General features: G+C 41.8%; 6 protein-coding genes. All 6 read left to right on the forward strand.

Translation table 11 applies throughout. The features are described from left to right. The first annotated feature begins 211 nt into the window (after positions 1-211). The 6 genes from L0668_RS02345 to L0668_RS02370 all read left to right on the forward strand — a co-directional run bounded on the left by L0668_RS02345 (position 212) and on the right by L0668_RS02370 (position 16,616). Positions 212-2,587, forward strand: coding sequence for an alpha-L-rhamnosidase-related protein (locus tag L0668_RS02345; RefSeq protein WP_235310446.1), 2,376 nt, complete (start codon positions 212-214; stop codon positions 2,585-2,587). Positions 2,588-2,704: 117 nt separating this feature from the next. Beyond that, entirely contained in the window at positions 2,705-6,331 is a 3,627-nt protein-coding gene (locus tag L0668_RS02350) for a glycosyl hydrolase (RefSeq protein ID WP_235310447.1), read from the forward strand. Between the two features lie 33 nt (positions 6,332-6,364). Next, the gene (locus L0668_RS02355; RefSeq protein ID WP_235310448.1) at positions 6,365-9,184 is read left to right on the forward strand and encodes a family 78 glycoside hydrolase catalytic domain; all 2,820 of its coding nucleotides are present in this window, start codon (positions 6,365-6,367) and stop codon (positions 9,182-9,184) included. 115 nt (positions 9,185-9,299) lie between these two features. Beyond that, positions 9,300-12,173, forward strand: a complete 2,874-nt coding sequence (locus L0668_RS02360) for an alpha-L-rhamnosidase (RefSeq protein WP_235310449.1) — start codon at positions 9,300-9,302, stop codon at positions 12,171-12,173. Between the two features lie 197 nt (positions 12,174-12,370). Continuing rightward, positions 12,371-13,819: a BNR-4 repeat-containing protein gene (locus L0668_RS02365; RefSeq protein ID WP_235310450.1), complete on the forward strand. Its 1,449-nt coding sequence runs from the start codon at positions 12,371-12,373 to the stop codon at positions 13,817-13,819. A 295-nt stretch (positions 13,820-14,114) separates the two neighbouring features. After that, positions 14,115-16,616 (forward strand): BNR-4 repeat-containing protein, encoded by a 2,502-nt coding sequence (locus tag L0668_RS02370; protein ID WP_268820168.1) that lies wholly within the window; start codon positions 14,115-14,117, stop codon positions 16,614-16,616. Positions 16,617-16,874: the final 258 nt, after the last annotated feature.

Genomic DNA, 16,874 nt, shown 5'->3' on the forward strand with positions numbered 1-16,874 from the left:
TTACATCTATGCTTATGTTCATGACACTAGTTGGGTAGATGACATTTTTCAAGAAACTAGCTAACGCTACGGAAAGAATTTGAACAGGTCCTAATCAATGATTAAAAAAATTATTTTTGTGGGTTATCAAATCCTGACTTTAGCGGCTAATCCTAATAAGAGTTTTAAATATTTAAAAAGATTAATTTAATTAACTATAAATAGGTAAAACGTGAAAAAAGTAACAAAGTTATCACTAATATTCTTTTATCTGATTGGGTTTATGTCAATCAATGCTGGCGCGGTTGAATGGCAGGCCAACTGGATTTGGACGAAAGATAGAGCCAGTATTCCAAATACTTGGGTGGCACTGCGTAAAGAGGTTACCCTTGATGAAATAAGTGATCAGGCTACCGCTTATATTAGTGCCGATACTAAATATTGGTTATGGATCAATGGTGAACAGGTGGTTTTTGAAGGCAGTTTTACTGGTGGCCCCAGTCCCGTCAAACCGGCGCCACGAATTGATAACTACGCTATTGCTTCCAATAAGTATTTTGATCAAGTTGATATCAGCAAGTATTTAAAAAAAGGTAAAAACACCATAGCGGCTTTAGCTTGGTACTGGGGTGATGATGGGACCAAAGGTACCCACATTTCTAGTCACACTGGTGGCTTCATTTTTCAGGCCCAAGTGGGCAAACAAACCATAGTGTCAGACAACACATGGAAAGCCATTGAACACAATGCTTACCAACGAGACTTTATTAAAACCAAGCCCATTCGTATCGCTGCTTGGAGCGTAAAATATGATGCTCGTCAAGCAATGGGCGATTGGACAGATCAAGCTTGGTACATGCCAGGTTATGATGACTCCGACTGGAAAACAGTCAGAACCAAACGCTCTCCACCACGGGCACCGTTTTTTGAATTGTTTCCAAGTGACATTCCACTGCTAACTAATTATGGGTTAGCCAACTGTACTAACTATCCTGATACTAAATTTCCATTTATTTCTGATGGTAAAAAAATCCAATGTAAACTCGATTTGAATAAAAATTACACACCTTATTTTGATGTCGAAGCCCAGGCCGGACAGCAAATTCATGTTAAGTCTAATATGAGCCGAAGTGCTATCGATACATTTTACACCACTAAAGCAGGTCGTCAGCAGTTTGAATCCTATTCATGGACCAATGGCCGAATTATTGAATACACCATACCCAAAGGCGTGACTGTTCATGCATTAAAATATCGCTGGACAGGTGTGGGTACTACACCCGGGCACTTTGAGTCTGACGATGACTGGTATACGCGTATTTGGCAAATGTCAGAAAATACCCTTTACGTCTGTGCTCGTGACAACTTTATGGACACGCCCGACCGTGAACGTGGTTTATGGATTGGTGACGTTGCCGACCAAGCCAGTTATTTATTTTACTCAATGGATAAACCCGGTCGCGACTTACTGAAAAAAGCGATTAAAGTCACCATGGCCTTTAGTGACTCTGAATCGGGTGTCTTTGCTGGCTTAGGCCCCGGCCGTTTCCGAGAGTTACCGGCACAAAGTTTACAATTTATCGAACAAGGGATTTGGCACTATTATTTCAATACCGGTGATCTAGATACAGTTAAATACGCATACCCATTTGTACATAGATATTTATCCTTATGGAAAAAACAAGATAACGGTTTGATCGTACTGAGAAATGGTCACTGGCGTTGGACCGATTGGGGCCCACAGGAAACCGTGGATTATGATTCAATTCACAATGCCTTATATTACAGCGCGTTAGTTGCCGCTCGTAAAATGGCGATCGCCATAGGTGACGATACACACATAGGGCTTTATAACCAGCGTATTGACGAACTGAAACAAGCCTACCAAGAAACATTTTGGCAAGATGGGTTTTTCAGCAGTAATCCTAAAAAATTCAAAGACGATCGCGCCAATGCTATCGCGATTTTATTTGGTTTGGCAGAGCCGGAGCAATATCAACAAATCGTCGATAATGTATTAATTCCAAATCATTTTGCCAGCCCCCACTTTGAGTGGATGGTATACAACGCGATGGCTATCGCGGGACGTTATGATGATGCACTAGCCAGAATGAAAACCCGTTATGGCTTGCAAGTGGATAACCCTGCTTTATCTACCTTGGCTGAATATTTACCTAAAGGTGGCACAGAAAACCACGCATGGAATGCCCCGAGTACGTTATTAAGTCAATATATTGCAGGTATTGAACCTACATCGGCAGCTTGGAAAAGCTATCAAATCATGCCCAATATGGCCCACATGAAACGGCTAAAGCAGCGGGTACCTAGCGTGCAAGGAGATATTGATTTTGAAATATCTCGAACAAATGACGAAATCAATATTGGGTTAACGTCACCCAAAGGCGCCACCGCTATCGTTGGTATTCCAAAAGTTTACTTCAAGATTAATTCGGTGAATATCAATGGCAAGCCAGTATTTAAAGCTGGCATCGTATGGTCAACCGACAATAGCGATCAATATCAAGGTATTCGTTATATAGGTGAGGACGAAAAATACTTGAAATTTGAATTGGCCGCTGGTGATTGGAGTCTTCAAGTCACGCCGTAAACCTAGATGGCTACTATCGATAATGCTTCAATTCGACACTGGCTGATATGTCGCCAAATAGGTTAAAGCGCTGAATATCAATGAATTAATACCACTAAAATTATAATGAGACATTTTATGCACACTCATACCCCATCAACAGTCAACAAGCAGCTTTCATTCTTTTGCACGGTATTTGGCCGTTTGTCCATGTGCGCTGTCAGCATGGTATTTTTAACTGCTTGTTTGAACGCTACAAAAGTATCACCACAACATACTGACAATCAGTCATCGATAAATGAGCAGTTTTACCAAGCGTCTGCTGATGTATTAAAAGCCAATTTCAAGAACCCACCCGAACAAGTCAAACCTTGGGTGTATTGGTATTGGGTTAGCGATAATATTTCAAAAAACGGCATAGAAAAGGATTTAGCGGCAATGCAAAAGGCCGGCATAAACACCGCGTTGATTGGTATTATTCACCTGCAAGGTAAAGAAGGGGATGTGAAAGCCTTAACCGAGCCTTGGTGGGACCATGTGCGCTTTGCCATCAAAAAAGCCGCCGAGTACGATGTGGACATAGGTTTATTTAACTCCCCCGGTTGGAGCCAATCGGGTGGCCCTTGGGTAGATTTCGACAAGTCTATGCGTTACCTAGACAATCAGGAGTTTTCGGTCGTTGGCCCTAAGCAGTATTCAATGACCTTGCCAACGCCTGGTACCAAGGGGATGTCTGGTGACTTTTATCAAGATGTAAAAGTGGTCGCTTTTAAAACGCCTACCTACGAAAAAGACCGATTAACCCCGCGTAATAGCAAAATTACTTTGTCCAACCCAACCGCACAAAACACATTAACCCAGCAGGATATTGCGGCTTTATTTGATAACGAAATATCGACAAGTTACCACCTACCCGCTTCTGTATTAAATCACAATGACAAAGGGCCAAGAAACGGCCAGTTACAAGTCGATTTTCAACCAACTGAAGCATTTCAAGCTCGTACTTTAGAGCTTTATCCACACCACAGTTATCGTACCAATGTGACCTTATCGGCAAAAAATGCAGCGGGGCAGTTTGAACAAATCAAAACCTTTGAAATGCAGCGCCCGCGAGATATGGCCGCTATTGGACCAGATCATGACGCGCCAATTGTCGTCACATTCCCTGCAGTCGAGTCTGATCATTTTCGTTTAACTTTTAACGGGTTTCATTTAGGTCGCAAGAAGCAAACAGATGAAGCCATAGGGTTTAAAGAAATCGTTTTATCTAAAGCCTACAAGTTAGAGCGTTTCTCCGAAAAGAAATTGGCAAAAGTATTTCCTAATCCCATGCCAAAGTTTGATACCTATCAATGGCCTTTATCAACACCAACGGATGCCCCACAACTATTAGTCAAAGAAAACGACGTCATAGACATTACTGAGTTCGTTAAAGATGGCCAATTAAACTGGCAAGTACCAGCCGGTGATTGGACGATTATTCGCTATTTTATGCGCCCCACTGGTACCAAAAACAGCCCATCAAGTAAGCCGGCTCAGGGACCAGAAATTGACAAGCAAAACAAAGAAATTGCTCAGTTCCATTTTGACGCTTACATTGGCAAATTCCTATCGTCGATGCCAGCGGAGGATCGCACCGCATTAAAATATGCCGTGGTTGACAGTTACGAAAAAGGCGCTCAAAACTGGACAGACGGGTTTGCAGAAAAATTCCAAGCCCGCTATGGCTATGACCCTATTCCGTACTTACCTGTTTACAGCGGCCGAGCAGTAAATAGTGTAGAAAAAAGCGAACGTTTTTTATGGGATGTCCGCCGATTAGTTGCCGATGGTGTAGCTTATGAGTATACCGCTGGGCTTCGTGAGCGAGCCCGCGAAAATGGTTTAAAACTTTGGTTAGAAAACTATGGTCACTGGGGCTTTCCTGGTGAATTTTTACAATATGGCGGCCAAGCTGATATTGTCAGTGGCGAATTTTGGGCCAGTGGTAACTTAGGCGCAATAGAGCTTAAAGCCGCGTCATCGGCAGCGCATATTTATGGCCAGAAAACCGTCATGTCAGAATCGTTTACGTCCGGTCGAAGTGACAGCTTTAAACACCATCCATGGACGTTTAAAAAGCGAGGTGACTGGTCCTTTGTCGAAGGAGTCAATCACACCTTGTTGCACGTATATATTCACCAAGCTTATGACGACCGATTCCCTGGTGTGAACGCTTGGTTTGGCTCTGAGTTTAACCGCAACAATACCTGGTTTGACTACATGGGAACTTGGTTAGACTACATCAAACGGGCAAATTACATGATGCAACAAGGTAAATACGTTGCAGACATCATGTATTTTATCGGTGAAGACGCACCCAAGATGACAGGCGAGCTTAACCCAGCAGTGCCTGCAGGTTATTCTTATGACTTTATAAATGCAGAAGTGATTTTAGAGCGTTTGAGCTTTAGTGATGGTTACTATCAGTTACCCGATGGCATGCGTTTTAAATTGTTGGTGTTACCTAACCTAGACACAATGCGCCCTCAAGTATTGAACAAAATCGCTCAGCTGGTAGAACAAGGCGGTGCGGTATATGGCCCTCAGCCTATACGTTCACCTAGTTTAGAAAACTACCCGTCCACCGACAAGCAAGTGCAACGCATTGCCAAGCAGCTATGGCAAAATATCGACGGCAAGCAAGTGATTCAAGCTAGTTATGGTAAAGGTCAGGTGTTTTATCGCAAAGCGAGCGAGGAAAAACCAGTCGATTTAGCGCAAGTGCTCACCGATATTGACACGCCAGCTGATTTAACTGGTTTGCCTGAAGAGGTGATTTGGAGCCACCGCAGCAGTGAAGCTCACGATATTTACTTTATTGCCAACCAGGAAGAGCAAGTCGTCAGTATCAACCCAAGCTTCCGGATTAAGGCTAATCACGGGCAGCCGCAATATTTTGATGCTGTTACCGGCAATATTTCTGACATTGCCCAGTTTAAAAAGGTCGATGGTCGCATTGAGATCCCTATGCAACTCAATGATTTGGGATCCCGCTTTATTGTTTTTGAAAAACAGCCATCCGCTCAAGCTCAGGTAACAAGTAACATTCACCAGGTCACCCGCAACGGTCAACCTGTTTTGTTACCTAATCATTTTAATGACCAAGGCAAACCTGTGCTGGCAGTCGGTGAAAACGGGGTTTATCAAGTCAATAATTACGATGGTAGTCAGCAAACAATCAAAGTTGACAATTTACCAGCGGCGATTACTTTAGAGCAACCGTGGCAGCTGACCTTGCAAGAGAATCGTGATGTGCCGACCCGCTTAACATTAGACAAACTGACTTCGTTAACCGAGCTGAAACCTGTGGCTCTAGCGCATTATTCTGGCAGCATTAGATACCAAACAAGCTTCACGGTTAGCCCTGAATGGTTGCGTGCCGATCAACAACTACAACTGGGTTTAGGTGAAGTTGGGGTAATTGCGAGGGTAACCGTTAATGGCCAAAACTTAGGAGAATTATGGAGCCGACCGCTAACGCTTAACATTGAGGACGCAGTAAAACCCGGCACCAATACCCTAACCGTTGAAGTGGCTACGACTTGGTTAAATCGCCTTATTGGAGATTTAAAATATCCCGAGCAATTCCCAGATAGCACAAAAGCCAAAAGCTTTAATACCGATATCACCTTTGAAGGTACAGTCAAGAAAGACCGCGCACTGCAGCCTTCGGGCTTAATTGGGCCGGTAACCATTCAACCTATCCGTAAAGTGGCATTTTAATGCGCTATTTCCACAATGATTATGGAGTTTTAAATGTATAGTGCAATGATTAAAGTCCGCTGTTTAGGTTTGATCGGCTTTATGCTGTTGTTAACAGCCTGTTCGTTCGAACCTAATGATATGGTTAATTCAAATAAAATTGTCAATGCTACTGCCCCCATTGGCTTAAAAGTAGGTGAAGGTTTTGTTGATCCTATTGGTTATTATGAAAAAACACCGCGTTTTTCATGGCTAATTTCCCCTAAGGCAAACTACCAGTTTCAACAAGCCTTTCAAATTCAAGTTGCTTCCGAGGCCGCAACCATTGGGGCTGCAGATCTATGGGATAGTCAAAAACAATTATCGGCAAACAACGCTTGGATAAAGTATCAAGGCAAGCCACTTGCCTCTCGTCAAAAAGTATACTGGCGGGTGCGTATCTGGGATGAACAGGACAAAGTGTCTCCATGGAGCGAATTAGCCACTATCGAACTGGGATTGTTGTCTAATCAAGATTGGCAAGGGCAATGGATTAGGCATCCTGAAACAGGTGAAACCGATAATTTCGATTTCATCAAGAAAGATAGAAAAACAAAAACACAAAAGGTGATCAAAGTCAGTAATAAGGTTTACCGACCAGAGTATTTACGACGCACGTTCACCGCTCAACCTACGATTGAACAAGCACGACTGTACATTACCTCGAAAGGTATTTTTAATGCTTATATCAATGGTAAAAAAGTATCCGAAGATGTAATGACGCCAGGATGGACACCTTATTTAAAGCGTATTGAAACCTTAACCTACGATGTCACCTCACTAGTAAACTCTGGTAACAATGTATTGTCTGCCACTGTCGCCGAAGGTTGGTATACCGGGCGTATATTGAAGCCAAGACCATTAAAAGTAAAACCTTCAGCTTTATTAGCACAACTTGAAATTCGTTATAGCGATGGCTCAACGCAGCTAGTCACAACAGACAAAAACTGGCAAGTCACGCTTGACGGGCCTATTCGAGCAGCGGGTAATTATGATGGCGAAACTTACGATGCTAATTATGAAATGCCTGGCTGGAATAACGTTGATTTTAATGCGCAAAGTTGGAACAAGGTTATTAGCGAGGAAATAGAGCCGCAGGTAGCTTTATCACCAAAACGTCATCAAACTCCAGCGGTAAAATTAGAGTTGCCAGCCATCAGTATTGTTGATGTTGCTAACCCTAAACAAGGTGTGGTGGTATTTGACATGGGCCAGAATATGCTCGGTGTTCCCGAGTTAAATATTCCAGTCATCGCCAATCAAAAAGTAACAGTCCGCTTTGCTGAAGCGTTAAATAAAGAGACTTTTTATACTAAAAATTTACGCAGTGCCAAAGCCACAGACTATTATATTCCTGCGACTAGCGGCGACATTAATTATGTACCCACCTTCACCTTTCACGGTTACCGTTATGTTGAGCTTTCAGGCTTTGACTCATCAAAACCACCAGAATTAAGTTGGGTTAAAGGCCGTGTGTTACATTCTGATTTTGACGTCACTGCTAACTTTGAAAGTTCGCACCAGAAACTGAATAAATTAGCTGAGAATGTGGTCTGGGGTTTACGAGGTAACTTCTTAGATATTCCCACAGATTGCCCACAACGGGATGAACGTCTTGGCTGGACCGGTGATGCGCAAGTATTTGCCGCTCCTTCAATGTACATGGCAGATGTTTATGGTTTTTGGGCAGCATGGATGGAATCGGTGCGAGAGGCACAAGCCAAAGATGGCGGCGTACCTAACTTTGTGCCAAATAAAGGCCATGGTTTTGGTAAATTAGCCTCTGCTGGATGGGGGGATGTGGCCGTGATCATTCCTTGGGAGCTTTATTTATTAAACGGTGATAAACAATTTTTGCAAGACAACTATGCAATGATCAAACGTTGGATTGATTTTCACCAATCTAAGTCAGAGCAATATACTTCTAGTCTTCGTGGTTTCAAAGATTGGTTGCAACCTTACGCCGATAAAGGTCAAACTCCACAGCATCTCATATCAACTGCTTACTATGCTCGCTCATTGGATTATGCTGCAAAAATAGCAAATGTATTAGGCCATGAAAGAGATGCAGTAACCTATATCGAAACATTAAGTAAAGTAAAACAAGCTTTTAGAGATACGTATTACGATGAAAATACCAAGGTGAAAAGTGCGTCAACCCAAACCAGTTACCTTTTACCTATCGCGTTTGATTTGTTTGAAGGTCAAGACCTTAAAAAAGCGCAGCAACATTTAGTGGATACCATTGAAGCCACCGGTAAACATTTAGGTACTGGGTTTCTTGGTACACCTTTATTGGCACAGGTATTACAAAACATAGGCCGTAGCGATTTAATGTTTGATGTGTTGTTTACAGAAACCTATCCCTCATGGTTTTACTCCATTAATAACGGCGCGACCACCACATGGGAGCGTTGGGATTCCTATTCACTTAAAGATGGTTTTAGTAAAGCGTCAATGAATTCGCTTAATCACTACGCCTATGGCGCGGTTGCGAAGTGGTTTTATGAAGGTATTTTAGGTATCAATGCCGCAAGCCCTGGTTTTAAAGAAATTAATATCGCCCCGCAATTTAATCAGCGTTTAACTCAAGCCTCGGGCAGTTATAAAACACCACAAGGTGAAGTTAAAGTGAGCTGGCAGATTGTTCAAGGTAAGCTCGATATGCAGGTGACTATTCCGAAAAATAGCCATGCAAATGTTGTATTTCCACAAGTTGAATCATTAACGATAAATGGTGTTTCCATAGCTGAGGATGAGTTATTGAAAAAGCCGATGCTCAGCAACCTAAGCCCTGGAGTTTATCGTCTCAAAGGGATAGTACAAGGAGTGTAAGCAATTGGTTTAGTGTTTAGCACGTTTACCTTACACATATTAATCTAAAGCACGTTATTCAATAACAATGGCGTGTTTAATGCCTAAACAAAGTACAAAATAATAAAGAGCCCTCATGAAAATTAATACCCGAATAACAAGGTTTGTTTGTTTCGCTGTCGTGTTTATTATTACCTTATCGCTGCAAGCCTGTGGTTCATGGCCAGATGATTCGTCTAGCAAGCGTATTGCAAAGCCGCAACAGTTAGCATCTCAGAATTTGAGACCTCAGAAATTAAGAATTAGTGAAGGTTTTGTTAATCCACTTGGATTTTATGACGCAACGCCCAGTTTTTCATGGCAACTGCCCGCTATTATCAATGTTAATGAAAGCGTAAAAACTCAAAGCCAATATCAAATTGTGGTCGCGAGCAATCCAGACTTACTGCCTCATGCGCCGGATTTGTGGGATAGCCAAATCGTTAGTAGTAATCAAAGTTCCTTTGTTGACTATCAGGGTAAAACCTTGGTCTCTAGACAAAAAGTATATTGGCAAGTGCGGTATTGGGACGGGCAAGGTCTCGTGTCAGATTGGAGTGATATTGCACACTTCGAACTTGGTTTGTTAGAAAATAATGACTGGCAAGCCCAGTGGATCGAGATTGATTCAAATAAGCCGATTAAACTAAATAATTTTGAAACCCCCATTCATGTGCCACAACATTTACGTACCGAGTTTTTAACTCATAAACCAGTTAAACAAGCCCGCTTATACATCACCGCCAAAGGTGTTTTTGAAGCTTTTATTAATGGTCAGCGAGTGGGGGATGACATTTTAACCCCAGGTTACACGCCTTATAAAAAACGTATTGAAACCTTAACTTATGATGTCACCGCGCAACTCGAGCAGGGTAACAATGCTTTTGGTATTCAATTGGCAGAAGGTTGGTATGCAGGCCGTTTTGGACCAAAACGCCATTGGCATAAAAAATTAGCTCTCACTCCAAAAGTATTGGCCCAGCTTGAAATTGAATATACTGATGGCAGCAAACAAACCGTGCTAACCAAGGATAATTGGCAAGCAACACAAAACGGGCCGATACGCACGGCCGGTTTATATGACGGAGAGCGTTATGATGCTAATTTTGAATTAACTGATAAAAATGGCAGTTGGCACCAAGTTGGTTACAACAGTTCTAACTGGTCTGGGGTGAAAACAACAGCCTTAAATACTGATGTTTTATTGCAACCCAAACGTCACTTTACTTCTAAAAACAAACAATTATTACCAGCCTTATCGGTAAACCAAGTTGACGGTAAAACCATCTTTGATTTAGGTCAAAACATGGTTGGCGTACCTAAAATCAAAATACCTATGTTAAAAGGTCAAACCTTAAATTTACGTTTTGGCGAGGGCATTAATCAAGATGGTTCGTTATTTACTAAAAATTTAGGTAGTGCCAAACAATTAGATTTTTATACTGCGAAGCAAGACGGTGTGATTGAGTGGCAACCACAGTTTACTTTTCATGGTTTCCGTTATGTTGAAATAAGTGGTTTTGACTCAGCATATGAGCCAAAACTAGACTGGGTTAACGGAGTGGTACAACATACAGACTTAGAGATGAACGGTACCTTTACCAGCTCAAATCAAGAGTTAAACCAGCTACAATCGAATATTGAATGGGGGCTAAAAGGCAACTTTTTTGATGTGCCCCTTGATTGCCCTCAGCGCAGTGAACGTTTGGGTTGGACTGGCGATGCTTTAGCCTTTGCCCCTACCTCTTTATATATTGCTGATGTACATGCCTTTTGGTCAGCATGGCTACAAAGTATCCGTGAAGAACAATTTGAAAATCATGCAATACCTGTGGTTGTGCCTAATGAAGTGGGTGATATTGCGCAAGCAGGTTGGTCAGACGCTGCGGTTACCATTCCGTGGGATGTGTATTGGCGCACAGGCGACAAGAATATTCTGGCTGAAAATTATGAAATGATGACCCGTTGGATTAAATATCATCAAACTCAACTGAAAGACGGTGTTAGCGTGATGTGGACCGTGGGTGACTGGCTACAACCTTATTCTACCCGTGAAGACTCACGCCGCGGTGAAACAGACAACAGTTTAATATCCACCGCTTTTTATGCTCGTTCGGTGGAGTTCACCTTAAATAGCGCCAAAGTCTTAGGTAAAGAAGCAGATGTTGCAAAATACAGTCAGTTATTGGCAGAAATCAAAGCTAACTTTCAGCAGCACTTCTTTGCTGACAATGGCCGTTTAAAAGTAGGCAAACAAGCACAAACCGCTTATTTACTAGCTATTGGTTTTGATTTATTAGATGAGAAAATGACCAAAAAAGCCGTACCACATTTGTTAGCCACCATTGATGCCGCCAATGGCCATTTACGCACTGGCTTTTTAGGCACACCATTAATTGCACCGGTATTAGACAAAATAGGCCGCGCTGATATCGCACTTGACTTAGTGTTTAAACAAACTTATCCATCTTGGTTATATTCAGTGTCGCAAGGCGCAACCACTATGTGGGAGCGCTGGGATGGTTTTACCTTTGATAACGGTTATGCCGACAAAGCAGGGTCGCTTAATCATTATGCTTATGGTGCTATTGGACAATGGCTATATGATCGTTTAGCAGGGATCAGCCCATTAACAGCGGGTTATAGAACCATACGTATTGCGCCCATGATCACAGAGCACTTATCATTTGTTGAAGGGACTTTCGAGTCTGAATATGGCTTGATTCGCTCAAAATGGCAACGAACTGACAGCGGCTTAGTTTTGGATATTCTTGTGCCAGCCAATACTCAAGCACAGGTTGAAATACCCACCGAGTTCTTTAAAACCCATGCTCATTCACAGGGAGAAGCGACACAGTCGATAGGCGACATTATTTACCTTAATGGTAAACAACTTCCTAAACAGGCAGGTCCTGTCACTATAGTGACCTTAGCATCTGGTAAACATGTGATTGAAGTAAATCAAAGTTAATTAATCTAACAATTTTTACAATTTATTCAAAAATTGTGACCATGTAAATATAAAAATGACCTATAATGATTTAAAGTGACTTATAGGGTGTAGCCTTAAGAAAAAAGTGGCTGCATTTGTTTTAAATTAGGGGCAAGCGTTTGTTTTAACAGGCGCTTTCCTTTAGATAATTAAATGGTTATTACAAATATATGAAAATGAATAAAATCGTTACTGGTGCGGCAATAAGTATAAGCCTGTTAGTTAGTATCTTATCTGTGGGGTGCACAAGTAGCACGGTTAAAAGTGAAAATACTGCTGTTGAAAATACTTTTTTTGAGAAAGTGGATTATTTTGCTGACGATGCTTTGGGCAATGCTTTGGCAGTTGTGCAACATCCAGCTGGGGTTCATGTAAACGGCATTACCTACGTTTCATATCAAGGGCCCTTAGAAGACCCGTATGTGGCCTCGTATAATCACACTACTGATGTATGGCAAGGGCCATTTAAGGCTGGCGTAAGCGATATGGGTAAAGATCCAAGTCGCGGCAAGGTCGATAATCATGGTAAGCCCACTATGTTGGTAGATGATTTAGGTTATATCCACGTGTTTTTTGGTGGACATGGCGGTATGCCCAAACATGGTAAAAACCCTTTAGGTAATACCCATTATGGCCGTAATATTCATGTTGTATCCAAAAAACCTTACGATATTACTAGTTGGGAAGAGCTTGATACGATCCCTGTATTTGGCACGTATAACCAAGCTGTAAAAATGGATAACGGGGATATCTACTTATTTTACCGCCATGGTGCCCATCGCAGCGATTGGGTGTATCAAAAATCTACTGATCATGGTCGTACATTCGATGCACCAGTATCATTTTTAAAACACAAAAAACGTACCGATATAAAAGCAGATGACAGCTGGTATGCATGGGTGGGTAAAGGCCATGGTGACGATATTATTGTGTCTTACGATTATCACGTTTGTTGGAATGGTGGGGCAGGGGTTAATGGCCGAGGTCATACAACTGAGCGCCATGATGCTTATTACATGGTATTTGATACTAAAAAAGATACCTGGCGTAATATCGAAGACGAGTCCCTGCAATTACCAGTGACCCGTGAACTGGCAGACGATAAAACCCTAGTCGCCAGAACGGGCAAAGACTGGACGTTTAATGGCTCTGCACACTTAGACGAGAAGGGTTATCCACATATAGCGACCAATATTGGTCGGGACTTAGGGGCTAAAACGGGCGGACCTAAACAAACGAGTTATTTTAAGTGGACTGGCAGTGAATGGGTAGGTGGTAACCCAGTAAATCCTCAATCGCGTGCTGATAATACTGACTCACGAGGTGATTTTATTATTCATTCGTCAAAGGACATTACCTTTGTTTTAGGTTACGCAGAGCAAGATGACGGAGTAATTGCCAATTGGCAAAGTAAAGATGGCGGAGAAACCTTTACTAAAGGCAAAGAGTTACTGCGCCGCAAAAATGCCAATTGGGCATTAACCTCAATTATTCAGAATGCTCATCCCGATGCGCGCATGATTGTAGCTGAAAAACAAAAAGGCACAGATTGGAGAAAGGTTTACCTTGTTGGGGAGAATGGCCCAATAAAACGTATTAAATCTGAAGCCCAAGTTCTCAGATAAATCAGTGTTTAGGTCATTATAAAGCAGCGAAAGCTGCTTTTTTTGTGCCCCCTTTTATTACTCTAAATGCTCGTAACATCATTTAGGGTTAATACCTTGGCTGTTTAGTAATATGTTATTCTTGTTCATAAATTGTTTCTTTCTTGTTAAGTTTGGTCATGATGGGTAGTATTAGGTCAAGCTCAGTCACGTGGGTTCATTTGGTTTGAAACGATTTTAGGAAAGTTACCCAGTGAAAAAAAATGTTAATCAACATAAGCTCGTATTAGTTCGGGCATTATATCTGTCTATATTAATGTCTCTGTCTGTACAATCGGTAAATGCTGAAGTTACCTTAGAAGTAGAAATTAAAATTGCCGATAATGGCTTACATTTTGACGGTGTAAAAGTTGCCGCAGAAGCCCCTGATAACGGTACTGATAAATTTGATTATCACTTTGGCAAAAACATTTCAGCTCATGGTGATGCGGTTAAAACCTACAAAAATTTTGTTTTTATGACCTGGTATCGCGGCGGTAAATTTGATCGTCACATGATGTTGTCTCGTTATAATAAATCAACGGGTGTGGTGAAAACCATTGAGTTTCCACATAGGCATACTGGGTATAGAGGCGTGCCAACCATAGGTGAATCACATAATACGATTGGTTTATCTGTAAGCCCAATAAACGGCACTATCCACATGGTGTTTGATATGCATGCTTACGATGACAACAATTACTTTGGTCGCTTTAAAGATGATTTTTTTCGTTACACCTATTCTGTTGCTGGCGCTGCAGGGGTGAGTGATGACGAGTTTACCCTTGAGCTGTTTGTTAAAGACACCAGCAGCATTAGCCAAGGTAATGATGATTATAAACACTTAACCATGACAGGTGATCTTGCCGACAAAAGTAACTTTGCCCGTTTAACTTATCCAAAATTTTTCGTTAATACTGACGGTACTTTGCTTTTGTATATGCGCTTAGGCGGTAATAATAATGGTGCGTATGTGTTTAATAGATACGACGCTGGTAATCAAAAGTGGTCAACCTTTACCCAATTTAATGAAAAGGACCAAAAATCAAAAGGCAACGCTTACAACTGGGGTTTATACGGTAACATGAAATATGTTAACGGTAAGCTTAGAGTAGGGTTTCAGCAGCGTAGTGGTGATAATACCGATAAATTCATTTATCAAAACGGTATTTATTACGCTTATTCAGATCACCCAGAAGGTGTTGGACAGTGGAAAAATCACCAAGGCACAGACATGACTTGGCCACTAGTTAACTCGGATGAAATTAAAATTTTTGAGCCTGGTGACCTAGTCGAAGCGACAGATACCTCTGATAACTCCGGATCTCCTCCAGGCAGTGTGTACATTGTGGGTGGCTTTGATTGGACAGTTACAGCCAAAGGTGACGTGCATTTTATTCATAAAGTGCAAGACAGAGAAAATGACAAAACCGTGTATGGTCATACCTACAAACCTGTTGGCGCAACTGAGTTTGTTACTTCAACAGACTTTTCCGGTGCTTCAAATATCTATACCGCAGGCGATGATATCTACATTGTTGGTTTAAGCGGTGGTTACCCGTATGTTGAAAAAGCAATAGGGGGAACTAATAATTTTACTCGAGTTTATGAACAGAAAACTGGGACTAAGTTCGATCACGGGACGGTTTATATTGAAAACGGTAAAATTTATTATTACTTAATGGAGCAAGTAACCGGTACTGAAAATCCACTTCATTTACAAATTATTGACCTTGGCATAGCTAAAGCCTCAGTTACTTTTGACCAAGCTGAATTGACGGTTGTTGAAGGTTATCAAAATTTAACCATATCAGCTCAGCCAGCCATTACTGATCTTAATCGAACTATTGCAAGTGTTGCTTTATACCTTGGTGATGAACTTGTTTCTACACTCAATGCCGAACCTTTTCAGTGGTCACAAGCTGAAACCAAACTGCAAAACTTGGCAATAGGTTCTTATGCGATAAAAGCTGTAGTTACCGATAATTTTGGACAAACAGTAGAAACCATTATGAGTTTAAAGGTGGTCGATCCCACTCCCGTGATTGCCTTTGAACAAGGCGATATTAGCGTATTTGAAGGTTATGATAATTTGTCGTTAGGGGTTGCTGCTTCATCACCGATTACATCTCGTACAATAGCAGTAGAGCTATTTGTTAATGATACGAGTGTTAGAGTAGATGATACTGCGCCATTCGAATGGGGTCATAGTGAGGCGCTAAAAGCCGAACTGCTAGATTACCCTGTGGGTAAGCACACGGTTAAAGCGGTGGTTTCTGACAGTGAAGGGTTAACCGCCGAAGCGACTATCCAGCTTGTTGTTGCCGAAACCGTTGTCGCGCCTACGTTAAGTTTTACCAAAGGTGAACAAACCCTAACCGCAGGATATAGTGATATTAGCTTAGCTGTTGATGCATCAACATCAATGACAACCAGAACGGTTAAACATGTAAGTTTGTATCTTGATGATGTGCTAGTTTCAGAAGATCTCAGCTCACCCTATGAGTGGACTCAATCAAGTGCTGCATTAGTGGGATTAGCTGTAGGCAGTTACACTGTAAAAGCTATTGTCACAGATAGTGGTGACTCAACCGTTGAAGCTACCGCTACACTAACAGTTGTTGCTGCGCCACCAGAGCCAACTCCAACTCCGCCGCCAGCACCGGTTACACCGCCAGCATCAAATCAAGGTGGATCGTCAGGTGGTGGTAGTTTGAATTTATTTTTGCTATTGAGCCTATTGGCTGTTTGTTTTATTCGCCGTAATTCAGGCAAATAAATAATAATTATCACGTTATACAGTTCGTCTTGATAACCCGCTTGGAAGGAATGCTTAAGCGGGTTTTAGGAAAATAATTGCAATAGAGAGCAATAAAAGGCGATGAATGAGGGTTTAGAAGAGTCCTAATTCTAAATTTATGTTAGTTGCAGTCCACGTGTGAAATTGAACGGGAATTTTATGAAACGTTTATTAAAAAAATAACGACGTATGCCCCCTTAGCGGACGGCCCCGATCGTTTTAAACGCGGCACTGACG

It is taken from the genome of Paraglaciecola algarum (genome assembly GCF_021532655.1).
GTDB classification, from domain to species: domain Bacteria; phylum Pseudomonadota; class Gammaproteobacteria; order Enterobacterales; family Alteromonadaceae; genus Paraglaciecola; species Paraglaciecola algarum.